This is a genomic window from Candidatus Tisiphia endosymbiont of Nedyus quadrimaculatus (genome assembly GCF_964059235.1).
Classification (GTDB): Bacteria; Pseudomonadota; Alphaproteobacteria; order Rickettsiales; family Rickettsiaceae; genus Tisiphia.
The window spans coordinates 878,933-904,975 of record NZ_OZ060452.1; the positions used below are offsets into that span (position 1 = coordinate 878,933).

18 protein-coding genes and 1 pseudogene are annotated in these 26,043 nt (G+C 34.2%); 14 read left to right on the forward strand and 5 right to left on the reverse strand.

Translation table 11 applies throughout. From position 1 onward, the window contains the following. Positions 1 to 180 precede the first annotated feature (180 nt). Positions 181 to 4,191, forward strand: a complete 4,011-nt coding sequence (locus AB3211_RS04155) for a Sca4 family protein (RefSeq protein WP_367363683.1) — start codon at positions 181 to 183, stop codon at positions 4,189 to 4,191. Positions 4,192 to 4,247: 56 nt separating this feature from the next. Here the strand turns inward: AB3211_RS04155 and AB3211_RS04160 are convergent, their stop codons facing one another. The 4 genes from AB3211_RS04160 to AB3211_RS04175 form a co-directional block, all read right to left on the reverse strand. Continuing rightward, a complete protein-coding gene (locus tag AB3211_RS04160; RefSeq protein WP_367363684.1) occupies positions 4,248 to 8,258 on the reverse strand; it encodes an autotransporter domain-containing protein in 4,011 nt (1,336 codons plus the stop codon). A 214-nt stretch (positions 8,259 to 8,472) separates the two neighbouring features. After that, positions 8,473 to 10,320, reverse strand: coding sequence for a sensor histidine kinase NtrY-like (locus tag AB3211_RS04165; RefSeq protein ID WP_367363685.1), 1,848 nt, complete (start codon positions 10,318 to 10,320; stop codon positions 8,473 to 8,475). Positions 10,321 to 10,587: 267 nt separating this feature from the next. Continuing rightward, positions 10,588 to 12,585, reverse strand: a complete 1,998-nt coding sequence (locus AB3211_RS04170; RefSeq protein ID WP_367363686.1) for an acetyl-CoA carboxylase biotin carboxylase subunit — start codon at positions 12,583 to 12,585, stop codon at positions 10,588 to 10,590. 21 nt (positions 12,586 to 12,606) lie between these two features. Next, positions 12,607 to 14,151, reverse strand: a complete 1,545-nt coding sequence (locus AB3211_RS04175) for an acyl-CoA carboxylase subunit beta (protein ID WP_367363687.1) — start codon at positions 14,149 to 14,151, stop codon at positions 12,607 to 12,609. 263 nt (positions 14,152 to 14,414) lie between these two features. Here AB3211_RS04175 and rpe point away from each other — a divergent pair, with 263 nt between their 5' ends. Next, positions 14,415 to 15,065 (forward strand): ribulose-phosphate 3-epimerase, encoded by a 651-nt coding sequence (gene rpe, locus AB3211_RS04180; RefSeq protein WP_367363688.1) that lies wholly within the window; start codon positions 14,415 to 14,417, stop codon positions 15,063 to 15,065. Here the strand turns inward: rpe and AB3211_RS04185 are convergent. After that, on the reverse strand, positions 15,054 to 15,746 hold the full coding sequence (locus AB3211_RS04185) for a M48 family metallopeptidase (RefSeq protein ID WP_367363689.1): 693 nt from the start codon (positions 15,744 to 15,746) through the stop codon (positions 15,054 to 15,056). The two genes, rpe and AB3211_RS04185, sit on opposite strands and share 12 nt — an antisense overlap. An 83-nt stretch (positions 15,747 to 15,829) precedes the next feature. Here AB3211_RS04185 and AB3211_RS04190 point away from each other — a divergent pair, with 83 nt between their 5' ends. From AB3211_RS04190 to cutA, 12 genes and pseudogenes are all read left to right on the forward strand, one after another. After that, a complete protein-coding gene (locus AB3211_RS04190) occupies positions 15,830 to 16,054 on the forward strand; it encodes a DUF6290 family protein (RefSeq protein ID WP_367363690.1) in 225 nt (74 codons plus the stop codon). Beyond that, positions 16,044 to 16,304: a type II toxin-antitoxin system RelE family toxin gene (locus AB3211_RS04195; protein ID WP_367363691.1), complete on the forward strand. Its 261-nt coding sequence runs from the start codon at positions 16,044 to 16,046 to the stop codon at positions 16,302 to 16,304. Before AB3211_RS04190 ends, AB3211_RS04195 begins: the two co-directional genes overlap by 11 nt. Positions 16,305 to 16,473: 169 nt before the next feature. Then, a pseudogene (locus AB3211_RS04200) lies at positions 16,474 to 17,441 on the forward strand (Fic family protein). A 259-nt stretch (positions 17,442 to 17,700) separates the two neighbouring features. Next, entirely contained in the window at positions 17,701 to 19,089 is a 1,389-nt protein-coding gene (gene lpdA, locus AB3211_RS04205) for a dihydrolipoyl dehydrogenase (RefSeq protein WP_367363692.1), read from the forward strand. Between the two features lie 80 nt (positions 19,090 to 19,169). Further along, a complete protein-coding gene (locus AB3211_RS04210) occupies positions 19,170 to 19,364 on the forward strand; it encodes a hypothetical protein (protein ID WP_367364856.1) in 195 nt (64 codons plus the stop codon). 316 nt (positions 19,365 to 19,680) lie between these two features. Next, entirely contained in the window at positions 19,681 to 20,244 is a 564-nt protein-coding gene (atpH, locus tag AB3211_RS04215) for an ATP synthase F1 subunit delta (protein WP_367363693.1), read from the forward strand. Between the two features lie 50 nt (positions 20,245 to 20,294). After that, a complete protein-coding gene (gene atpA, locus AB3211_RS04220) occupies positions 20,295 to 21,851 on the forward strand; it encodes a F0F1 ATP synthase subunit alpha (protein ID WP_367363694.1) in 1,557 nt (518 codons plus the stop codon). A 324-nt stretch (positions 21,852 to 22,175) separates the two neighbouring features. Beyond that, positions 22,176 to 23,066: an ATP synthase F1 subunit gamma gene (gene atpG / locus AB3211_RS04225; RefSeq protein ID WP_367363695.1), complete on the forward strand. Its 891-nt coding sequence runs from the start codon at positions 22,176 to 22,178 to the stop codon at positions 23,064 to 23,066. 161 nt (positions 23,067 to 23,227) lie between these two features. Further along, positions 23,228 to 24,661, forward strand: a complete 1,434-nt coding sequence (gene atpD, locus AB3211_RS04230; RefSeq protein ID WP_367363696.1) for a F0F1 ATP synthase subunit beta — start codon at positions 23,228 to 23,230, stop codon at positions 24,659 to 24,661. Continuing rightward, complete coding sequence (gene atpC / locus AB3211_RS04235; protein WP_367363697.1) at positions 24,661 to 25,056, forward strand: ATP synthase F1 subunit epsilon; 396 nt, start codon at positions 24,661 to 24,663, stop codon at positions 25,054 to 25,056. Before atpD ends, atpC begins: the two co-directional genes overlap by 1 nt. Before the next feature lie 127 nt (positions 25,057 to 25,183). After that, positions 25,184 to 25,600 (forward strand): 6-pyruvoyl trahydropterin synthase family protein, encoded by a 417-nt coding sequence (locus AB3211_RS04240; protein WP_367363698.1) that lies wholly within the window; start codon positions 25,184 to 25,186, stop codon positions 25,598 to 25,600. Then, positions 25,601 to 25,915 (forward strand): divalent-cation tolerance protein CutA, encoded by a 315-nt coding sequence (cutA, locus tag AB3211_RS04245; protein ID WP_367363699.1) that lies wholly within the window; start codon positions 25,601 to 25,603, stop codon positions 25,913 to 25,915. Positions 25,916 to 26,043: the final 128 nt, after the last annotated feature.

The window sequence follows — 26,043 nt, forward strand, 5'->3', positions numbered from 1 at the left end:
AAGGGTGCTTTAGATATCTAGACCCCTGCCTATGCAGGGGTGACATCCGAAGGGGTGGGAATGACATAATGGCGGCAGGGGTGACATCACCCCTAATGGCGATGATTACTTGACCTACTATTAATTTATTACATCGATATTTGAGGTTAATTTAGATAATTTTAACTATGGGTAAATAAAATGTCATTACAAGAATCAGAAGAAACTTTATCCGCAATAACACAACTCCAAAAAAAGATGAAAACTGGACAGGGTATATTTGAAAAAGCTAATGAAGACCTCAAAGTGCTACAAAGAGATCTCCGAGATAAGCAAATAGCATTAAATACTCTAAGAGAGAATTTGCAGGAACAAGATAATGATGCATTAAAATTGTTGGAAAAACTTTGGAAACAGCAGGAAAAAATAAAAGGACACCTACTTGCTAAATCAGCAGACGAAATAACACAAGCCATCCAAGAACAAAATGAATTTATAGATTCAGAGTTAGAACTGATCAAGCAGCAATATAAAGACATTGTATCAAATCTTAAGCTATGCCGAGAGTTTGAAGAGTTTTTACATGAAGATGGAAAAGATATTGATAATATAGACGTCGAGCGAAGAAAGGAATTTTCTCAATTACTTGAAGGAAATGCATTACTTAAAGAAGATAACAAAAAAGAATTACTTGAGAAAAATTTGCAGTTTATGGTCGAGCTTAATGCCAGTAAGCAGAATTTAGAAGAAAGGGAGGCCTATTTAATCGAGCAAAAAGGGAAGTTACAAAATAAAGATTTAGCTGATAATCTAGCAGTTTATGTTCAGCTAAAACTACAAGAATTGTTTAAGGAATGGCAAGCGGAGATAGAAAAAGAAATAGACGTTATATTAGCAGACAGTCCTATAATAGTGAAGCAATATGAAAATGTAAAACTACAAGAAGAAGAAATAAAGAAAATCCAAGATCAAATAGAGCAAAAAACTCAAATCATTGAGCAAAGTAAGCAGCAAGAAGGGCAGTGGTTTGAAGAATTAAAACAATTGGAAGAAAAATCTTACCCCCCTCTATCTAGTGCAAAACAACAACAAGAAGATCCAGTCAGTCATTATCCTATATTACAAGAAAGAGCTAATGATGTTGAGGCGTCAGTGAAACATCAAATTGAGCTTGGTAAGTTGAATACTAAGCTTGATATTGCAGAGGAAGAAGCAGCTTATAAAACCTACCAATTAGAGCAATTAAAGTCATTGATAGATACGGAAAAATTATCTGTAAATCAAGAAAGGAAAAAACATCTAGCAGTAATAAGTGAACTCCAAGAACGGATTGGAGAACTGGAAAGAGAAAAAAAAGAGCAGCAAATAGAGCAGCAGAAAGTTATTACACCGCAGGATCTTAGTTTATTGGATGAACTAGAAAAAGCACTTGAAATAAATGCATTTGTAAAGTTAGAAGCTCGGATAAGTGAGTTAACCCAAGAGAATAATGATTTAAAAACTAAGTTAGAAAAAATAGAAAATGAAAAAGAACAGCTAGAGGTACTTAGTGAGGAAAAAGATTTAGAGTATAGTAAAGCAAAAGAAAATTATGCAGCGAAATTGCAAGAGGTAGATGAGGAATTATTACAACTAAAATCAGAGCAGCAAGAAAGACAAACAGAGTTAGATAGAACAAAAGAAAAATTAACTGGTACTAGTGAGAAATTGCTTGAAGCTGAAGAATTGCATGGAAAAGGAAGTGAGCAGGCTAAAAAATTACAAGATCAGGTAGAGGAATTAACCAAGGTTCAGCATCAACTAACGACTGAGTTAAAAGAAACAAGAGAAGGGGCAGAAAGTCGAATAGCAGGACTTACTAAAGAAAAAGAATCAGCAACTCTCGACTTACAGGCAGCACGATTAGCCTATGAAGCAATGCTTAAAGAACAATCAGAGGCAGCTGCAGCAGAATTGCAAACAATAAACGAGAAATTATCACAACTAAAATTAGAGCAGCAAGAAAAACAGGCAGAGTTAGAGAGAACAAGAGAAGAATTAACCGGTACTAGTGAGAAATTGCTTGAAGCTGAAGAATTGCATGGAAAAGGAAGTGAGCAGGCTAAAAAATTACAAGATCAGGTAGAGGAATTAACCAAGGTTCAGCATCAACTAACGACTGAGTTAAAAGAAACAAGAGAAGGGGCAGAAAGTCGAATAGCAGGACTTACTAAAGAAAAAGAATCAGCAACTCTCGACTTACAGGCAGCACGATTAGCCTATGAAGCAATGCTTAAAGAACAATCAGAGGCAGCTGCAGCAGAATTGCAAGAGATAAATAAGGAATTATCACAACTAAAATTAGAGCAGCAAGAAAGTCGGAGTGAGCTAGAAAAGAAGCAACAAGAATTAATAATCGTTCAAGAAAGCCTAAAGGCAGCTGAGCAAGAATATGGTGTAGAAAGTAAGCAAGCTAAAGAATTACAAGCTCAGCTAGGTGGATTAACCAATGAGAATAATAGTTTAAAAACTCAGTTAGAAGAAATAGAAAATGCAAAAGAACAGTTAGAGATACTTAGTGGGAAGAAAGATTTAGAGTATAATTATTTAGAGGCAGAATACGAAAAACAACAGGCAGAGCTAAAGAAAATTCAACAAGAATTAACGTTGGAAAAACTTATTTCTGATGAGCAATATGACCAAAATAAAAACTTTAAAACTCAGTTAAATAAAGTAACCGATGAGAATGAGGGTTTAAAATCTCAGTTAGAAAAAATAAAAGAAGATACAAAAAATCAGCTAGAAACACTTAGTGCAAGAAAAGATTTAGAGTATAATGCCTTAGAAGAAAAACAAAAAGGGGATATAGATGAACTTTGGGGGAGGTTGGAGGTTGCTCAGGAACATGCCCAAAGAATCCAAAAAGATGAACAGGCTAGGGTAACAGAGCTTAAAGATAAGGATGTTAGGATAGCGGAACTTGAAGCTAAAAATGCTGCACTTCTAGAGCAGTTGAAAAAATTACAAATTAAGCCGGAAGTACAAGGAGCTGGGATTCAAACGGATGAGATAGCTGGTAAAGAGAAGACGTCAGTAAGTACGGAAACAGAGAATATTACTAAAGAGTTTAGAGCAGTTGATAGCCAAACAGATAATAGGCAAAAGTTGTATCAATCAGTAGGTACAGAGTATAGACCTAGGATGGATAGTGGCGTGTCAACCGAGGAAGTTGCAACTAATGTGACAAAGGTAATTGTTCAGGAGCAAACAGTACCTACTTCAATTGAAGAGCAAACTGTAGATAAAGTGTTGGTTCAGAATAAAACTAAGGGTAATGTTTATGACGATGATAAAATATTGCAAGCTTTTAAGGAATTGTCAAGAGAGCAAGTCCAGCCAATTGTTAATAAATTTTCTTTGGAATCTACAAGCAGTTTTGCTCAATTTGCCCAAGAAAATGTTGGAGAATTATCCGAAGCATTTCGGGACTCAAAAGTACTACGAGAGATAGAAAATATTGAACAAAGAGGCTATACAGATATTCATAAAAAATTTGCAGCTGAGTATAAAGATATTGAATGGCAAGAAAAAGCATCAGGTAAAAGCTTTAGCTTGCAGCAAAACGGTCAGGATGTTGTGACAATAAATGAAACAACATTGAATCATGATGACAAAAATGCTAAATATAAAACTAGTAAGGGAGAAGAAATTAAAAATGCTCGTGTGGTAAATATACCGTTATCTATAGATATGAAAGGGGCGTGCCATATGTCTTTTGCAGTACAAGATACAAATGGACGTAATATTAGTAAAGAAGATGCTGTATATTTGACTGCTCACTATAAGAATGGCAAGTTAGTGCATCTGACCAAACCTACAGAAATATTTTCTTGTTCTGATGACAATAAGTCACCTTTATATTTGAAACGTAAGGGTAAAACTTATACTTTACCAGTAGATAAAAGCACTCTTGAGCAACTTGAGCAAGAAGTCCTTAAAAACAAAGGAGAATATGTAGGAATAGTTAAAAATGCCCAGGGTAATATTAGGGTAAAGTCAGCTGCTGTTCACGGGTTGCAACCTGATTGTGTAACAGCTGACCCTCTTTTTAAGGATGCGTCTCAGCTATTACACGATGCTAATGCCACCCCTGCTCTAGATGGTTCTCTAGATATGAAAGGACTTGCTCATAAAAAACCTAACCGAAATGTAGGTAGTGTCGGAAAGTTTTAACGAGAGTTGCTAATTATGTAATCATTAGCAACTTACCCGAATTCGCGTAACTTGTATTAAAATTTCACTGATCCATTAACATAGAAAGAGTGGGTAGTAAAATTTTTCTTTAAACTATAATCATAACCAGCACCTAATTCAAGTGCTGATACAGATTGCATGTTTATACAACCTCCTAAAGTATACATAACATTCTTTGGAGATGGTCTTAGAGATTTTGTGATAGCTACTGTTTGAGTATGGTGTTCTATGCTAGTAAAATTAATAATGTCGTTTGAATTATTTAGTAGAATAGTATGATCTAGTTTGAAGTGTACCTTAGGAATAATTGAAATATTTTTTACCAAAATGCGTTTACTGAAATCAATTCCAGTTTCAAGTGATACTCTTTTTCCTTTTCTAGTTGGTACATTAATATTAAAATCTTTCCTATATTCTGTAAAATTTTTGATTAGAAAACGATCAAATATTATTCCTACCATTGGTTTGAACAAAAATTTATCTAAATCAACTTTATAGTGAGTTTCAAGCTTCGCACGTCCTACATAACCCTTAGTCTTGCTGTTAATTGATATAGTATCTCTTTTCCCTAGATTTTTAATAAAGGCTTTACCATATTTAAGATAAGAACTCAGATACATATTTGGTGATAAGGTATATTTGCTGTAAATTGCAGCTACGTGTAAAATAGTATTTTGCTTATCATTAAAGATGCTTTGAAATTCAGTGTATGAATTTGCATTAGCATATGCGATTCCTATAATAAGTTCATCAAGAGGCTGTGCATCAAAACCTAGAACGAAGCCTTGCTGATTATTTTTAAAGGGTAAAGTATTTCCTTTTTGTTTGCTAGTAGAGTTCATAACTTGAATCCACCCTCCTTTTTTAATATAATAATCATTATCCCCTGCCGCTGCCATATTTACCGTAAAATCATGTTTTAATAGATTATTTCTAGTACTTAAAGCATTTGAAATTAAATCCAAGTAATCAAGTTCTATATATGTAGTATATTTTGCTATATTTTGTTCGATATCGAAATTAATAGGCGGGATATAAGGTTTTTTTTCAACTAATATTATAGTTTCTGCAGGAGGTTGAGGTGCAGCTACGAGAGTTTGCTTATTATCTACAATCTGTTCATCTTTCTGAGATTGATCATTATCTGCATGATGTTTATCCTTCTGAGGTTGATCTTCCTGCGGTTGATCATTAGCTACAAGACGTTGAACTGCAGGAGGATCATTTTCTACATGGACTACATCTGCAGGAGGTTGATCATTAGCTACTATTGGCACAGCCTCTTCTTTAAACAATTCTTCTAACCCAAGATTATCTTCATCAAATATATCATGTTCAGGCTTCTGAGGTTGACCATTAGCTGCAAGATATTCATCCTCAGGAGGTTGAACTGCAGGAAGATCATTTTCTACTACATGGACTACATCTGCAGGAGGTGCAGCTGCAAGAGGTTGATGATCAGCTACAGGATGCTGCTCATTAGCTACAGGAGGTTGAGGTGCAGGGGCAGCTGCAAGAGGTTGATCATTAGCTACAATATGTTCAACTGCGTGATATTCAGGTCTAGCTACAATATGTTCAATTGCGTGATATTCAGGCTTATCTACAATATGTTCAACTGCATGATGTTCAGGTTTAGGAAGTTGAACATTAGCTACTATTGGCACAGCCTCTTCTTTAAATAATTCTTCTAACCCAAGATTATCTTCAAAACTCCTTTTCTGCCTTTTAGTTTTGTAAAGTTTCGGTGGATTCTCATATTCATGTAGCTCTACGTTGTTTTCGCTTACTCCTTGTTTATTGTCCACATTGTATATTACAACTTGGTCAACTATTGCGTGCATTGTTGAAGATTGTTCTTGAGTTATTGGTGGAGGTTTATCCTCATAGAATGTCGGTTCTAGAAGAGGTGGAGGGTTAGTTAATTTAGCTACTGAGGGCATAGTTTCTATAGGAGCTATAGTTTCTACAGGATACTGAAGTTTAGTTACTGGAGGTGTAGTTTTTGCAAGAGACTGAGATTCAGTTACTATTGGCACAGCCTCTTGAGTTATTGGTAGAAACGTTACTACTGCTATTTCATTACTGTTTTGAGAGGGTGCAACATCTTGATCAGATGTTGCATTTGGAGTTCTATCTATTTCTAGAGGCTGAGATTGCAATATAGGAGGAGCTGAAGAAGATCTTCTTGAATAATATAGTGGATCGAGTGGTGCTAATGAAGATGACCGTGAAAACCTTTTTAAGGGAAAATCTATGGGTGATTCATCTTCAGAGTCGCTCCGCTCTTCCTTTTCAGATTCTGATGTGCTGTGATGAGAAAAAAAACCTTCGTCTAGTGATTGGGGTCGGGGGAGTTCGAGGCTAAACGTACGAGTAATAGTTTTCTTATCTTGATAATATTTAGGTTGTTCTGTTTCGACGCTATGTCTGCGAGTAATAATCTCCTTACATTGATTATTACCGTCATTTTCTGTTGAAAACTCTTGAAATTCATCGTGTAAACTTTTAGTGTTTACTTGTGGTATAGCTTTATCGGTTAGCGTTTCATTATTAGGGGTATCTAATATTAGAGGTGTAACAACAGAAGCCTCTATTTGGTATGGTAATATCTCTGTTTGCATACTTAAGCTTGGAGGCGGAGGTTGGTCATCAAGAGATATATAAGGTGATTTTACTGACACCAAATTATTAGAAGTTTGAGGTTGTGCTTTGATAATAGAAATAATGTGTGCTGCCACATCCCTAAACTGTAGTTTCTTCTTTGGTAAAGTAGGTAATAAATTATCAGCCTCTTTACAATCTAGCTTAGATTCACAGTATTCTTTTGTTTTGTTTAACTTGCGGATTTTTTCTTTTTTTATATTGATAGCACTTGATAGTTGGTCGTAATTATCTTTTTCTTGCTTGAGTATTGACTCTTGCTGTTCTGTCTCACTTATCTTCTGTGCCAAATCTTCTAAATTTTTATTTACTTCATTAAGCTGATTAGTATAGAGAGTTTCTTTTGCGTTATCATCGTACCCTAGCTCTTGTGGAGATAGGTCTATTTTTTTTAGAATTTTAACTATACTTAAATGATCTGAAAAATTGCCTTCGTAAATACTTTCGGGACCTGCGTTTACTACGTTGTATTCGCTCCCTCCTTGTTTGTTGTTCTCATTCTTCAAATTATTCAAGGATACAGCATCTTGATGTGGGGTTTCCTCTAATTCTTTTTTTATTTCTGACAAAGATTTTTCCTTGTCCACCAAAGCCTTTAGTTTAGCTTCTGATTGAGCTTTATAATATTCTGCCTTTTCCTCAGAAGCCTTTCGTTCAGCTTCTGATTGAGCTTGATAATATTCTTTCTTTCCCTCAAAAGCCTTTAGTTTAGCTTCTGATTGAGCTTTGTCATATTCTTCAGAATTGCTCTTTATTAGTTGCTCTATTGCGGTTAAACCTTTCTTCTTTATACCTTGCAGCGTTTTATTATCTGATATTTTTTCTTCGATCATGTTTTTCTTTGAACTATACTCTTTCTGTGAATCAAGTAATGTTAAATAATCTGCTTCTAGTAACTCAAGTACTCCTGAATAATAATTGTTTTGTAAACCAAATACTTTTTTCAACTCATTGTCATAATCCCCAAATCTGTCTATTATTTGTGAATTACGTGTTTGTTCTAGTATTTCCAACTCATCACGAGCTTCATAAATAAGTTGCAGAGTTGCCTCTATTTCATTTTCAAAGTATTCTTTATTAGTAGTTGGGTCTAGATGAGGTAGATTTATACTCTTCTGCTTTGAAGAATTGGTTTCGTAAAACTGCGGGGTATTCGCGTACTCACGTACTTCATGTACGCTCCGTTCGCTCACCCCTTGTTTTACGTTCCAATTCTCCAAATCATTTGAGTATATTTGCTCATTTCTTAGTCCTGCTGCCAAAACATTAGATGTACCAAACCCTTGTAATAAAAAAAAAAGAAAAATTATGCACCTTGTTACTAAATATCTATTAGATATATTAATAAGAAAGTTATTTTGTAGCTTGTTAAATAAAACCATTTTATTACCTATTAATTTATTTATTAAAGATTAATTAATGTTAATGCGATTGTCATAGAGAGGGAAAGTAAAAAGTGTATTTATAATTTTATTTTTAAAGGAGAATTTATTAATATGTGATAAAAATCACGATTACAGATTAAGTATATTGTTATAAAGCATGACTTTAAATATGAGAGAACTACCAAGAAAAAAGTAAAGTAAGGCAAGAATATTAAGTGAAAATGTGATTTATCGACTTCGAATTATGGATCTTTAATTTTAATTCATCAAGGTTGAACGTTATGTTGACAATTGCCCCTCCCTCGTGCTTGTTTGCTAACTCTAGTGTTGCACAATGATCTTGTGCTATTTTTTTGATAATGGCTAGCCCTAAACCAGTTCCTTTAGATCTAGTTGTTATATAGGCTTCTGTAGCCCTATCAATTAAATTTGCTTGGAATCCTACTCCATTGTCATTTACTGTAATAGTAATCTGATGGTTAGACTTGGTTATAGAAACAGCAATAACACCTTGTTGAAATCTAGTAAGTCCTATAGATTCTTCGGCATTTTTTAACAAATTAACCATAATCTGATTAATTTGAGTTGTATCACAGATGAAATCTATGTGCTGATCAGTTGTGATGAACTTATATAATATTTTATCATTAATTAATTTTCGTGATTCAACCATATTCTTTATAAGAATTACTAGATCACAATCTATAAATATTGGGGCTGGTAATCTTGCAAAATTAACAAATTCAGAGACAATTTTCTTAATGTCGTCAGTATGACGTATAATCATCTGTATGTATTTGTTGAACTCTGCCTTATCTTCAACTTGATTACTAAATTTCCTAAGCAATCTTTCGGAGGCAAGATGAATAGGTGTCAAAGGATTCTTAATTTCGTGAGCTACTTTCCTTGCTACGTCAGACCAAGCAAGTGCACGCTGAGCTATAACTAGATCTCTTTGTTGATGATCAATTTGTTTAATCATCCTATTAAAAGCTGAGGATAAAACGCTTATTTCATCTTTATTAACAAGGTCTTCTGGCACTTGAATAGTTAAGTCACCATTTTTAACCTTTTCAGTAGCAATCACTAATTTCCGAATAGGCTTTACTATCTTTGTAGCAAAAATCATCCCCCAGCTTATTGCAGCTAATAGCAGTAATAAAGCAATAAAAATAAATACTATAGAAAATTTGATCTGCATACTGGATATATGTTTTTTAAGACGATAATATTCTTCAGCTGCACCGTTAGTTTTATCAATATGATCAATAATTTTGGCATCAATCAATCTACCTACCAACAAATATATATCATTATGATCTTTAAGTTTTGTAAGCATTCGAATCTTTTTAGGATCAGATTTTATTTCAACAATTTCTCCTACCTCAGCTCTTTTCATTAAATGAGCTGGAATAGTAGCAAATGAAATTGCGAAACTTAAGAATGTATTAGCAATAACAGTATTAGTAGGTCTATGAAAAACTATAGCTTCATCAAGAGAACGCATCTCAACTTCAGTATTTAATGCTTCATTAAATGAAAGGGGATTATGTATTAAATTATAATACATCTCAGTTAAATCATCAGCGACAGATAATGCTGTTTCGCGTAACTGCATTTTATGTTCGTCTATATAAGATTCTGCTACTATTATCGACTGATCAAGCACAGCAGAAATCTTTTTATCGAACCAAGATTGAATACCAAAGTTAAAGAAATATGCTGAAAACACTGAAACAATAATAGTTGGGATTGTAGCAATCAAACTAAAGGTAATAATGATACGATTTTGTAATTTTGAAGACGTCTCCCTCTCACCTTTATCAATAAAATCTCGTAAAAATTTACGAGCTAATAAAATGCCTAAAAATAAGAATACAGCAAGATCTACTAATATAAGCCCTATAACTCTACTTGGGTCTGGACCAAGAGATTTCGACTCAATTGAAATCACATAATAAGTTGAGCAAGCCAATATAATGGCTACAATTATTAGAACAAATATTAATTTACCGCTATTACAATATTTTTTAAGATCTCGATAAAAGTAATTCAACATTTTTATTATTCAAAATCATTTGAGTATATTTGAAGTTCTACCACCTACCTAGTACTACAGTTGTAGTTACCCACAATATCTAGATTATAGCATTTTTAATAGATCCTGAAATAAATTCAGGATGACGTTCCACGAGTCCAAAGATGTGGGTAATAGGAAGGTGTTGAAGTAGGGGTGACATCGTTTTACTACTGATAATCTAGTGATACTACAACTGTAGTACTAGTTACAATTAATTTTCAAGCTATTATTAGATCTAGTTTAAACCTAAGCAAATTCAAGTAACACCTGCCCACTAACCACCTGATCTTTCTCATTAACTAGGATTTTAGCAATTTTCCCATTACGCTCAGCAACAAGTATATTTTCCATTTTCATGGCAGTTAAAACCATAATCTCTTGACCAATAACTACCTTACTGCCTTCTTGAACCTTAATTGCAATAATTTGTCCCGCAAGCGGGGCGTGCAGTTCTGTTTGCTCTTCTTGGATATTTTTTGTAATCATCAACGCTTCTAGTTCAGACATCCGTGGGGAACGGACATAGGCTTTAACAGTAATACCTGAATGTGATAACATATAACCTGTTAAGATATTGTCAAGTTTTATATTGGCTTTTCTACCATTTACAATACAGGAAAAGAGTCTACTGCCTAAGTTCCAGTTACTACGTATATAAATTCTATCATTTTCTTGTCTTATATTATAACCATAATCTACTGATTTAATTAAAACTGGAAATAGTTTATCATCAATTGATACAACCCATCTAGTGCCGATTTTATGAGTTTGATCGACTATTTGACCAGAAATTAACGAAGCACGTTTTTGTTCGGCAATATAAATAAAAATGGCTGTAGCGAGGAATATTTTAGTGATTTCAGAAGTTAAGCTTGCTCCAGAAAAACCATCTGGATATTCTTCTTCTATAAATGCAGTATTTATATCACCTGCTATAAAACGAGGATGTGATATTACTGCTTCTAAGAAACTAATATTATGAGAAATACCTTGTATTATGTAAGCACTTAAAGCAGAACGCATAACCTCAATAGCTTGTTCTCTGGTCTCTCCGTAAGTACAAAGTTTTGCAATCATTGAATCATAAAACATACTGACTTCTCCACCAAGTCCAAGACCTGTATCCACACGTATGTTAGCATTTTTTGGTGGTTCTGCATATTCAGTAATTCTACCGCTAGACGACAGAAATCCACGCGTTGGATTTTCTGCACAAATTCTAGATTCAAACGCATGCCCCTTTAATTTTATATCTTCTTGAGAAAATGATAATTTTTCACCAGCAGCAATTTTTATCATTTCTTCTACTATGTCAATACCAGTGATCAGTTCAGTTACTGGATGCTCAACTTGTAGCCTAGTATTCATCTCAAGGAAATAAAAATTCTTATCTAAATCAACTATAAATTCAACTGTACCGGCTGAGTAATAACCTACCTTGCTAGATAAAGCTAAGGTCTCTTTATACATTTTCTGCCGTATTTCCTCGGTAATAAAGGAGCTTGGGGCTTCTTCAATCACTTTTTGATGATAACGTTGAATTGAACATTCTCGCTCACCAAGACAAACACTGTTACCATACTGATCAGCTAATAATTGTATTTCAATATGCCTTGGGGACTTAATTAATTTTTCAATGAATAATCTACCATCGCTAAAATTATTTACTGCCTCAAGCTTAGCTGATTCAAAGGCATTAGCCATTTCTTCAGAGTTTTTTACCACTCTCATTCCACGACCACCACCGCCAGCTGTTGCCTTAACTATAACAGGGAAACCTATTTTTTCTGCAATTTCTATGGCCTGATTTATATTGCTGATAGTCCCAATATAGCCAGGGACTAGGCTGACTCCTGCTTCCATAGCGATTTTTTTTGCTTCAATTTTATCACCCATTTTCTTAATAGCAGAAGCATTGGGACCTATTAAGGCAACTCCTTCCCTTTTTAAGATATTTGCAAAATTTGAATTTTCTGATAAAAATCCATATCCTGGATGCACCGCCGAAGCACCACTTGCTCTAATAGCATTTACAATATTTTTAATTGACAAATAGCTCTCAGTGGCAGGAGAATTGCCGATATAATAAGCTTCATCAGCATATTGTACATGCATTGAATGTGTATCTGCTTCAGAATATACGGCAACTGATTTAATACCCATCTTCTTTAGGGTTTGCATTATTCTCAAAGCTATTTCACCACGATTGGCGATTAAAATTTTATCAAATAATGGTTTAGTCATAAAATCTCGTGCTTAAGTATACTAAAGTGGTAAGTTATCATGCTTCTTCCATGGTAATTGTATTTTTTTGTTTTGAAGAAAGTTTAGTGCTTTACATATGCGCCATCTAGTATTTTGAGGCTTTATAATATCGTCTAGGTATCCTCTAGATGCTGCAGCGAAAGGAGAAGTAACAGTATCTTTATACTCTTGGATTTTTTGTTTTTTTGATTCTGGATCTTTGCATGCTTCTTTAAATATTATTTCAGCAGCTCCTTCAGCCCCAAGTACTGCAATTTCTGAGTTGAACCACGCGTAATTCATATCACCACGAAGATGTTTTGAGTTCATCACTATATAAGCTCCACCATAAGCTTTCCTAGTAATTATGGTAATTTTTGGTACAGTTGCTTCAGCGTACGCATATAACAATTTTGCTCCATGTTTAATAATTCCGTTATGCTCTTGATCAGTGCCAGGTAAAAAACCTGGTACATCAACTAGAGTTACTATTGGGATATTAAACGCATCACAAAAACGAACAAACCTTGCTGCCTTTCTTGATGCGTTAATATCCAAACAGCCAGCTAAATGTAATGGTTGATTCGCAACAAATCCTATAGGTCTTCCTTCCATATAACCAAAGCCGATTATAATGTTTCTAGCAAAATCTGGTTGCAGCTCAAAAAATTCTCCTTCATCAACAATACGCTCAATTAATTCTTTCATGTCATAAGCTTTGTTCGGAATGCTTGGGACTAAGGTGTTTAGAGACATATCAACCCGATCAGCTGGGTCTTCGGTACGACGATGTGGTAGGGGACTACGATTTGATAGAGGTAAAAAATTAAAGAACCTTCTAGTTTCTAGAAGTAGCTCTATATCATTTTTAAAAGCAAGGTCAGCAACACCACTCTTTGTAGTATGCATTTTTGCTCCGCCAAGTTGTTCTTGGCTTACTTCTTCACCTGTAACAGTTTTAACTACGTCTGGTCCTGTTACAAACATATAAGAAGTATTTTTAACCATGAATATGAAATCTGTTAAGGCGGGGGAATAAACAGCACCACCAGCACAAGGCCCCATAATTAAGGTGATTTGTGGAATAATACCGGAAGCAATTACATTGCGTTGAAATAATTCTCCATAACCACCAAGAGCGTCAACCCCTTCCTGAATTCTTGCACCCCCCGAATCATTTATGCCAATAACTGGTGCTCCTACTGCCAAAGCAGAATCGAGTATAGTGCAAATTTTTTTAGCGTGATATTCCCCAAGAGATCCACCTAACACGGTAAAATCCTGGCTATACACAAAAACCAACCTACCATTTATAGTGCCATGTCCAGTTATTATACCGTCCCCTAGGAATTTCTTGTCGTTCATGCCAAAGTTACTGCATCTATGTTCAACAAACATTCCTGTTTCTTCAAAACTCTCAGGATCTAGCAATACTTCTATCCTTTCTCTCGCAGTAAGCTTACCTTTTTTATGTTGTAAGGCGATTCTCTCTCCCCCCCCACCTTGACGGGCATTATTACGCTTTTCATCAAGTGATTCAGGAGAATTTACAATATGTTGATTCATTATGGCTATACTAGTTCATTATAAAATCATAACCTGTAGTATAATAATAAAATGTCGAAAAGATAGTAGAAATTTATTTGAATAGTTATAGAATGTCAGTAGTAAAACTTGAAGAATTTATAGGAGGGTTTTTATAACAAAGGAAAAGCAGCAGAAATTACAAAATAGTGAGAGTAAATTTCAAAAACTGTCTAGTGCTTTAAAACAGAATATAGCAAGAAGAAAAAATAGCCAAAAAGTTCATATTGAGGATAAAAACAAAAGTGAAAATAATTAAGATCTCACCTTCGTTACTATCAGCAGATTTTGCTAATTTGCAAAAAGAAATCAGTTCTTTGGAGGAAGCTGGGGCTGATATGATCCATATAGACGTTATGGATGGACATTTTGTACCTAACTTAACATTTGGACCTCCTATAATAAAAGCTTTAAGAGTTCACACTACATTACCATTTGACGTACATTTAATGATTAATAACCCAGAATATTCGATTAAAGACTATGCTAGTAGCGGAGCGGATATTATCACTATCCATCCTGAAACCACTATCCATCTTGACAGAACTTTAGGTATTATTCAAAATTTAGGGCTAAAAGCTGGGGTGGCACTACTTCCCTCTACAAGTCCAAATTCTATAGATTATATTATTGATAAAGTAGATCTAATTCTAGCAATGACCGTAAACCCCGGTTTTTCTAGCCAAAAGTTTATAGAGAATCAGCTAGAGAAAGTCAAAATTATTTCAGAAAAAATCAAAAATTTTGGTAAACCTATAATGCTTTCTGTAGATGGAGGAATAAATGATGTTACCGGTAAGAACTGTATAAAAGCTGGAGCTGATATTTTAGTATCAGGTAATTTTATTTTCCAATCAAAAGATTATAAAAAACAAATAGACTTACTAAGACATTAAATATTGATGGAGATTATTGCCATGTTCCTTAAGCCATAATCTAGCCAACTTATAGTCTGGATAAAGTCTTGCTACTAAATTCCAAAAACGAGGACTGTGATTCATTTCAATTATATGACACATTTCATGGACCACTAAGTATTTTAATATTTTTTTTGGAGCAAAAATAAGACGCCAATTAAAAGCAAGTACAGCCTTACTAGAGCAACTTCCCCATTTGCCCTTATTATTCATAATTTTAATTTTAGTAAAGTTTATATTATGTTCTTTCGCTAGAAGAGTAACCAGTTTTGTGGTTTCTAGTAACAACATATCTTTCAAAAACCTTACTAAAGTACTTTTGTGTTGTGAGGGTAAAGAATATATTTGAATAACATCATCCGTGATTTGTACTTTTTCATAATCTGCATCAATATTTAATAACGAATATACTTCGTCAAAGACTGTTATTGTGTTATAATCGACGGGGGGCTTGTTTAAGAATTTTTGCAAATTTTGTCTAATCCAAGATTCTTTTTCTAACAAGAATTTATATCCTGTATTAAAATTTTTATTAGGTAAAACTAATTCAGCTCCTTTGTGGTTTATTCTAATGCTAATTCGTTTGGCTTTATTACTATATCTTACTGGAATATTAATATCAGACCCTAGTTTATCTAAAGTAATCTGCTGATGTTTCATGTTTAAAATCTAATTTAAAAATTATTACTAATATAGTATATTGATGATTATAGTTAATTAAATTTATTAAGAGTAACTTAATTATGCATACTTTATCTTTTGATGTAGATGATCAGTTAAATGAACAAATTGAAACTTTTGCTAAAGTGCATGACCGTAGTAAAGCCTATGTACTAAGAAAAGCTGTAGAGTTATATTTAGTCAATCAAAATGATCTTACAATTGGCAGGCAAGCTTTAGATGAGTTTTATAACGATGGTTTTAAAACTTACTCATTAAATCAAATTAAAAAGGAAAATGGCTTATAGTATTCTGTTTACGGATCGTAGTAGAAAACAATTTTCAAAATTAAATAAAGATATACAACAACGTATAATTCACTATTTGGAAAGCAGAATCTCTATTAATCCTCATGATTTTGGCAAAAGTCTTGTTGGAGAGAAGAAAGGTCTTTGGCGTTACAGAGTTGATGATTATAGAATTATTTGCAATATTAGTAATAACGAATCGCTGATCTTGGTTATTGATGTAGGACATAGACGTGAAATATATGATTAAAACCGATTTAGCACATCTAAATACTAGAAATTATGGAGGCTAGAGGACTCTCGCTTATCATCCCAACGTCGTTATTAAGCCTATATAGCTGCAAAGTTCAAATTACTTTGTATTTAAAATCTAATATTATTTTATAGCCAATGATAGTATCATATGATACTATCATTTTATGAATAACAAACCACCTTTTCAAGTAAGTAATAAAATACTTACATTACTGCAAGATATTGCATATGAGCTTGGTATTTTATTTGGAGCTAAGCTTTCTCTGCCTGCAGTAAAACTTAGAAAAAGTAACCAAATAAAGACTATCCATTCTTCTTTAGCAATTGAAGGTAATAGTTTAAGTTTAGACCAAATAACCAATATAATTGATGGGAAACCGGTACTAGGTTCTAAAAATGATATTATTGAAGTTAACAATGCCATTAAATTATATAATAATTTACATAAACTAAATCCATTATCAATAGATTATTTACTAGAGGCACATAGATTATTGATGCAAGAATTAATAGTTGATAATGGCTATTTTCGAGCTAGCGGAGTTGGCATATTTAAAGGCGATGAAATAACTCATATAGCTCCTAAAGCTAGTCGTGTCCCATTATTAATGGATAAATTATTTCAGTTCATAAAAAAAATAAGGATATTCCGTGGCTAATTAAAGCTTGTGTATTTCATTATGAGCTAGCATTTATCCATCCTTTCTCAGATGGTAATGGACGAATGGGTAGGTTATGGCAACAATTATTATTAATGAAAGCAGATCCAATTTTTAAATATATTCCGGTGGAGGTACTAATAAAAAACGAACAAAGTGAGTACTATAACGTTTTAGCTGAGTGTGATAAAGCAGGGGAGTCTACCTTATTCATTGAATTTATGGCAACACAGATACTAAAGGCTCTGCAACTATATGTTAATAATGTAGTATCTCCAGTCAAAACTCCTAAGTCTAGGTTAGAATTTGCTAAAATAAAATTACCAAATAGTTGGTTTTCAAGGAAAGATTATATTCTATTACATAAGGATATTTCTTCTGCGTCGGCCAGTCGTGATCTAATCTTTGGTGTTAAGGAAGGTATCCTAACTCATAAAGGTATAAAAAATCAAACTTGTTATAAATTTCAGTAGCCATTTTTATTAGTGGAGTTATAGTAGGTTGAATATACTAAAATACGCGAATTCGGGATAAGAATTTGTCAATTCTTATCCCGAATTCGCGTAAGACGTCATTGCAAGACCACGTGAGTGTAGTGGCAATCCATTTCTAATCTACTTTCGTGGATTGCTTCGTCGCTACTATTAAGTAGCTCCTCGCAATGACGGATACTATTGGGTTAGTGGTAGAGAAAATATTAAAAAAGTAATGAATGAATAAGTGGACATATTAATGGAAAATTACGATCTAGCGATTATTGGTGGTGGACCAGGTGGTTACGTGGCTGCGATTAGGGCTGCACAACTAAATAAAAAAGTTGTGTTGATTGAGAAGGAGCATTTAGGGGGAGTCTGCTTAAATTGGGGTTGTATACCAACAAAAGCATTGCTTAAATCAGCTGAATTATTTCAAAAAATTAGACATGCTAAAGATTATGGTATTATAGTAGGCGAAGCAAGTTTTGACCTAAAAAAAATAGTACAGCGTTCTAGAGATATATCGATGCAGTTAACATCTGGTATTAAATCTCTGCTAAAAAAAAATAAGGTTACGATAATTGATGGCACGGCTAGGCTAGGAACAGGCAAGGTAGTAGATATCAATAATAATGGTCAAAAAATTTCGATTAAAGCAAAGGACATAATAATTGCAACAGGTGCAAGATATAGAATCTTAGATGGATTTGAGCCGGATGGCAAGCAAATTATTACCTCCAAAGAGGCTATGGTTCTTGATAAATTACCAAAATCTATGATTATCGTTGGATCAGGAGCGATTGGTATAGAATTTGCTTCATTTTATAATGCTTTAGGAACAAATGTCACTGTAATTGAAGCACAAAATAGGATTTTACCTAGTGAAGATGAGGAGATTTCTTTAATGGCACGAAAAACCTTTGAAAAGAAAGGGATAAAAATTCATACTAATAGCAAATTGTTAAATCATAGCAAAACCCAAGACCATGTTGTAGTTGAAGTTGAGATAGATGGCAAAAATTACAAGATACAAGCTGAAATTTTGCTTATAGCCGTTGGTATAGTTGGTAACACGGAAAACCTTAATTTAGAAAAAACTAATATCAAAATAGATAGAGGTCATATTATTACCAATCAGTTTATGCAAACTTCGGAAGAAGGCATTTATGCAATAGGTGATGTAACATCAGCACCATGGCTTGCCCACAAGGCAAGTCATGAAGGTATTATTGCTGCGGAAACTATAGCTGGTCTTAAGGCTCATCCTATAGAGAAACGTAATATTCCAGGCTGTACTTATTCCTCACCACAGATTGCTAGTGTAGGACTCACTGAAGAACAAGCGAAAAAAGCTGGTTACCAAGTAAAAATTGGCAGATTCCCATCTATCGCTAACGGTAAAGCCTTGGTTGATGGTTATAATGAAGGAATGATTAAAACGATTTTTGATGTAAAGACTGGTGAATTGTTAGGAGCTCATTTGATAGGTGAAGAGGTTACCGAACTAATTCAAGGTTATGTAATTGCTAGAACTATGGAAGGTACAGAGCTTGATTTAATGAATAGCATTTTTCCACATCCAACTTTATCTGAAATGATGGGAGAGGCGGTATTGCAGGCTTATGGTAGGGCTATTCATATATAAAAAAAATTTTCTTTTTGCTACTTAGTGGTAAGCATAAATTATGTTATAAATTGTCCTAGAATTAATATGAGGAAAAAGAAATGAGTAAAATGAACCGTGAAGATTATGGAATCTACCCACCAAGGAGGAAAATAAACCTTGTTATGCAGCATGGCGTGTCATTTGGTTCGGCACTTGCTATGGCTATTTCATTTAATATAAACCATTCTGTATTATGGGCAATCGTACATGGCGTGTTTTCTTGGCTGTATGTGGCTTATTATTGTTTGATTTAGTTTTAGTATAGCTAACCCGAAAAGGTTTAAGGCATAGTAATGGTGATAGAATTGATGTCATTTCCGCGTAGGTAGCGAAATCTAATACGATCTTACAATGTCACCCCTGCGTAAGCAGGGGTGACATATACGATGAAACGATGTCATTCCTGCTTCGGTGCGGAATCTAAAGAAATAGCATAGAAGGTATGTTATATAGTTTTAGATCCCAGCTTTCGCTGGGATGACATAATGGCGGTAGGGATGACATCGTTTTGACGTTAGTACTACAACTGTAGTACTAGGGTTATAGAATTTTAATGGATATAAAAACATAATGATTAACAATAAATTAGTACGTAACTATACTTCTGCTTTATTTGATAATGCATTGGCAAGTAGCTTGGAAGATAAAATATTACAGCAGATTACCATTATTAATCAATTTATCGAGGATAATTCGCAAATCAAGGCTGTTATATTTTCTCCTATAGTAAAGGATGTTGACAAATGTAAAATAATTGAGTTAATTACAGAAACCTTTAATATCGAATCTATAGTTAAGCGGTTTTTGTTAATATTACTAAGGCATTCACGTATGCCTATTTTATCAAACATAGTAGTATTATACCAACAACTACTTAATAATAGCAGAAATATTAAAATGGTAAAAGTAACTTCTTCTAAATCTTTGCAGACTAGAGAGAAAGAATGGTTAACAAAATATTTAGCAGATGACTTTCAGCAGAAGGTTGCTATAAATTTTTGCCAAAGTCAGTCAATTATTGGCGGTATTGTGGTGCAATATGATAGCATAGTTAGGGACTATTCTATTGCGGGAATGTTAGAAAAAATAACGAAAACCTTGAAAGCTACAAAGATACAGCCGAATTTGGGATAACTTGTTATCCCGAATTCGCGTGTTAAATAAATTTTATATGAGGAATAACTATGGGGTCTATCCAACAATTAAAGGCTGTCGAACTTGCTGAAATATTAAAAAAAGAAATTGCTAACATTGATCAGCTTAGCGATTTACGGGAAGTAGGGCAGGTTGTAACAGTTGGCGATGGTATAGCTAGGGTATATGGTATCGATAATGTGGAAGCTGGCGAGGTAGTCGAGTTTGCGTCAGGAGTGAAAGGTCTTGCTCTTAATCTTGAAACAGATTCTGTAAGTATTGTATTAATTGGTAGTGATCGAGAAGTCAAACAAGGTGATGCGGTAAAAAGAACTGGAAAGATTTTACAAGTACCAGTTGGTAAGTCATTGCTTGGTAGGGTCGTTGATGGTATGGCAAATCCTATTGATGGTAAAGGTGAGATTATAACTGATACATATAGGAATATAGAGGAAAAAGCTCCGGGGATAATTGTTAGAAAAAGTGTTAAAGAGCCGGTGCAAACGGGTATTAAAGTGATTGATGCCCTAATTCCTATTGGTAGAGGTCAGAGGGAGTTAATTATTGGTGATAGGCAAATAGGTAAAACCGCTATTGTTATCGATACTATTATTAACCAAAAACAAGCTCATCTTAACGGCGATGAAAAAAATAAAATTTATTGTATTTATGTAGCTATTGGTCAAAAAAGATCGACTGTTGCACAGGTAGTAAAAAGATTAGAAGACTCAGGAGCAATGGAATATACCACAGTTGTAGCAGCTACTGCCTCTGATCCTGTTGCGTTACAATATGTTGCACCTTACACTGGTTGCAGTATTGGTGAGTATTTTCGTGATAATGGTATGCATGCACTAGTTATTTACGATGATTTAAGCAAACATGCTGTTGCCTATAGACAAATCTCACTATTACTTAGAAGACCGCCGGGACGTGAAGCTTATCCAGGGGATGTATTTTATCTACATTCTAGGTTACTTGAACGAGCAGCAAAAATGTCAGATAAAGCTGGTGGTGGATCTCTTACAGCTTTGCCAATTATTGAAACCCAAGCAGGGGATGTTTCCGCATATATTCCAACCAATATTATATCAATTACTGATGGACAGATTTTTTTAGAAAATGAGCTGTTCTATAAAGGTATCAGACCGGCAGTAAATATTGGTATATCAGTGAGTAGGGTAGGATCAGCAGCACAAGTAAAATCTATGAAGCAAGTGGCAGGAAGTGTGAAACTTGAGTTAGCACAATTTAGGGAATTAGCAGCTTTTTCTCAGTTTAGTTCAGACTTAGACGTTTCAACTAAACAACTTATTTCACATGGTACAAAGCTTAGCGAAATATTGAAGCAGGATCAATATAGCCCTTTCCCTGTTGAGGAACAAGTGGTTAGTCTTTATGCTGGGGTAAAAAATTATCTTGATAGTATTCCTGTTGAACGAATAAAAGAATTTGAGCATAGAATGCTGCAAGAAATAAAACTGAGTGAAAACGATATTTTAGTATCTATTAGAGAGCAAGGACAAATTACTGAAAAAATGGAACAAAAGTTAAAAATTTTCTTAGAAAATTTTGTGCAGAACTTTAATGCTTGTTCAGTAAGTTAATCTGAGCTCAATATAAGAATAATACCATTTCCCATTATTAACTACGATAATACTACAGTTGTAGTTACTACCCAGAGCTGTCATTCTTAGCAACGGCGGGAATCTAAAAAATAGCCTGAAAGACTATTAAACATTATTAGATCCCATCTTTCGCTGGGATGACATCGTTTTGACATTAGTACTACAACTGTAGCACTAAATAGCGTAGTTAATAATGGGAAATGGTATAATTATTCATCCCTGCGAAGGTGATGTCATCCGATGGGATGACATTGATGATATGGTAATGTTGTATCGACTTTAGGTTAAGATTAATTAGGTAGTATGTCAGGTTTAAAACAGTTAAGATCTCGTATTAAGAGCATTAAAACAACGCAAAAAATCACTAAGGCTATGCAGATAGTTTCGGCTACTAAGTTTACAAAAGCCAAAAACCAAGTTAAGGACTCAGAGGATTATATTGGGATTCTGCAGGATATAATGTCTAGCGTGGCATCTAGCAATAATTTACAGGATCTGCCGATCGAACAGAAAAAATTTTTTTCAGAAGGATTATTAGACCAAGGTGACTTGAATATAAATAAGCTACATTTACTAATAGTAGTCACCTCCGAACGAGGTTTATGTGGAGCTTTTAATTTTTTACTGTCCAAGCAGGTAAAATCTGATATTGCAAATTTGGAAAATGCTGGTAAACAAGTAAGGCTTATTATTATTGGCAAAAAGGGTTATGATGCATTTAAGGGGCAATATTCCCATTATATTGATAATTATTATGAGTTTCCAAAAGCTCATAATAATAATTTGTCATTTCAGCTCAAAGAAAAACTGATGGAGATGGTAGAGGATTTTGGAATTAGCAATTGTCAAATATATTTTAACAACTGTAAAAATGCTATGATACAGATTCCAACTAAAAAGCAAATATTGCCAATTGAAAAACAGCTATGTTCAAATGAGAAATATTTGAGCTATGAATATGAAGGTGAAGGGCTTATTTTGCATATGATTAATCTTTATGTATCGGCTCAAATTAATTATGCTCTACTACAAAATAGAGCTAGCGAAGAAGGAGCTAGAATGACAGCAATGGATAATGCAACAAAAAATGCTAAGGAGCTTATTAATAAGTTAACACTAAAACTTAATAGATCTAGACAAGATCTGATTACTAAGGACTTGATAGAGATTATTGCAGGGGCAGAAGCCGTATAAAATTAATTATATTGGTAAATAGCTAGTCATTGCGAGCGAACGTATGTGAGCGTGGCAATCCAAAAATAATAAAATATGGATTGCTTCGTCGCCACTAAAGTGACTCCTCGCAATGACGAACTATAATACTTAGGATAGACAATAATATGTATAGGTAAAATATGACGAAAACTATTGGCAAGATTGTGCAGATTATTTCAGCTGTAGTCGATGTGCAGTTTAGTAGTGATGGTAAATTGCCAAAAATTCTCAATGCACTTGAATGCGATAATAATGGAGAGAAAGTGATACTAGAAGTATCACAGCATATAGGAGACGATATTGCTAGATGTATATCTATGGGTCCAACAGAAGGGCTAGTAAGAGGGCAAGCAGTAGCAGATACAGGAGAGACTATTAAGATACCTGTCGGTATTGGCACACTCGGACGCATAATAAATGTGGTTGGTGTACCAATTGATGAAAGAGGTAAGATTGATTCAACTGACTTTGCTTCAATTTACAAACCAGCTCCAAATTTTGTTGATCAATCAACTGAAAGAAACATTTTGGTTACAGGGATTAAAGTCATTGATCTTTTAGCTCCTTATTCAAAAGGAGGAAAAATTGGGTTATTTGGTGGTGCTGGGGTAGGAAAGACAGTGTTAATTATGGAACTTATTAATAATATAGCAAAAGCACATGGAGGATATACGGTTTTTGCAGGAGTTGGGGAAAGGACTAGAGAAGGTAACGACCTTTATCACGAAATGATTGGCTCTGGGGTAATTGATTTAAAAAATCCCAAAAAATCTAAAGTAGCTCTTGTTTATGGGCAAATGAACGACCCACCCGGTGCAAGAGCTAGAGTTGCTTTAACTGGTCTTACTATAGCCGAAAGTTTCAGGGATTTAGATGGAGGACAGGATGTCTTGTTTTTTGTCGATAACATTTTTCGTTTTACCCAAGCTGGTTCTGAGGTATCAGCCCTTTTAGGCAGAATACCTTCAGCAGTTGGTTATCAACCAACACTGGCAACAGATATGGGAGAGCTACAAGAGCGTATTACTTCAACAAAGCTTGGATCAATTACCTCTGTGCAGGCTATTTATGTGCCAGCAGATGACCTAACTGATCCTGCTCCTGCTGCCTCTTTTACCCATTTGGATGCGACTACCGTACTTAGTCGACAAATTGCTGAGCTTGGTATTTACCCGGCAGTAGATCCACTTGATAGTAGTTCACAATTACTAAATCCGGCAATTGTGGGAGAGAAACATTACTCGGTTGCTCGTGAGGTACAAAAAGTTTTACAGACATATAAGTCTCTGCAAGATATAATTGCCATTCTAGGAATGGATGAGTTATCGGAATCAGATAAATTAACCGTTACTAGGGCAAGGAAAATTCAACGCTTTTTATCTCAACCTTTCCATGTTGCCGAAGTATTTACAGGTATAGCTGGGAAATTTGTTAGTTTAGCTGATACTATTGAGGGGTTTCATGGGTTGGTTTCCGGCAAATATGACTATTTACCAGAGGCTGCTTTTTATATGGTTGGTAGCATTGATGAAGCAGTAGAGAAAGGTGAAACCCTTAAAGAAAAAGTGGCATAATGAATAAAACAATTAGGGTTAAAATTGTAACGCCAGCGAATGTTGTGTTTGACATGGGAGCTCGGATGGTAACAATGCCGGGAGAATTAGGAGAATTTGAGGTTTTACCAGGCCATGAGTTATTGATTGCAAATTTAAAAGATGGATTGACAAAAATTACAGTAGATAATTCTGTATTTAAGTACTTTATCTACTCAGGGTTAGCTGAGGTCACGTGGACAAATGTAAATATAGTAACAGAGTTTGCTGTTGATACTAGCAGTTTGCAACTACATGAGATAATTAGGAAAATAGACTCTTTAACAAAAGAAATAGACGAAGAAATTGATGATACAAAAATTGATATTATTAAATTGGATATTGCTAGATATGAATCTTTGCTGGCTCATATTTAAAGAACTCCCCTTACGCATGGCATTTAAAAGTCATAGGGAATCTGAATTCGATGTAACTTGTTACATCGAATTCAGGGTTACCCTAGGCTATTAAACTGATGTCTTACATCGATATTTGAGGTTAATTATGATAAAGTGTACTCGTAAAATTGAATTTGATGCAGGTCATAGAGTTGTTGGACATGAGAATAAGTGTCAATTTCTACATGGTCATCGTTATGTCCTTGAAGTTACAGCGGGATCAAGTGTTACCGATAATCTTGGTATGGTTATAGATTTTGGTCACATGAAGTCAATAATACAAAAGTGGATAGATGATAATTTTGATCATAATCTTATATTACATCAAAATGATAGAGAAATGGGAGATAGAATATGTGACTGGACTGGTCAAAAAATATATTATATGCAACAAAATCCAACCGCAGAAAATATAGCGTTATACCTAAAATTGGATATTTTGCCCAAATTATTTACTAATAGTTCTTTTGTTATTACAAAAGTCAAATTATTTGAAACACCTAATTGCTTTGTTGAGGTATAAGTGGTACAAAGATGTTGTGTGATTTTAACTACGACCAATGACCGGCAGGTGGTAGACAAAATAACAACTAACTTATTGGAAGCAAATCTAGCTGCTTGCATACAAGTAGATGATATAGTCAGCTATTTTAAATGGGAAAGCAAGATTTCTTCTGTGCTAGAATATCGTATTGTGATAAAGGCTAAGTCTGATAACTACAATACAATAGAAAAGGTGATTACTGATATACATAATTATGATCTTCCGCAAATAATAAAGCTCGACATTCAAGATGGGCTGTTTAGCTATTTAAATTGGGTAACTCAAAGTATCTAATTTTAATAGAGTGTTTATTAGCACTAAGATTTACCCAATATATATATAGCTAACCCTGTTATTACTCCGTCTATTAGCGAGGAGTCGAAGGCGACGAAGCAATCTAATGAATGTGGATTGCCACTACA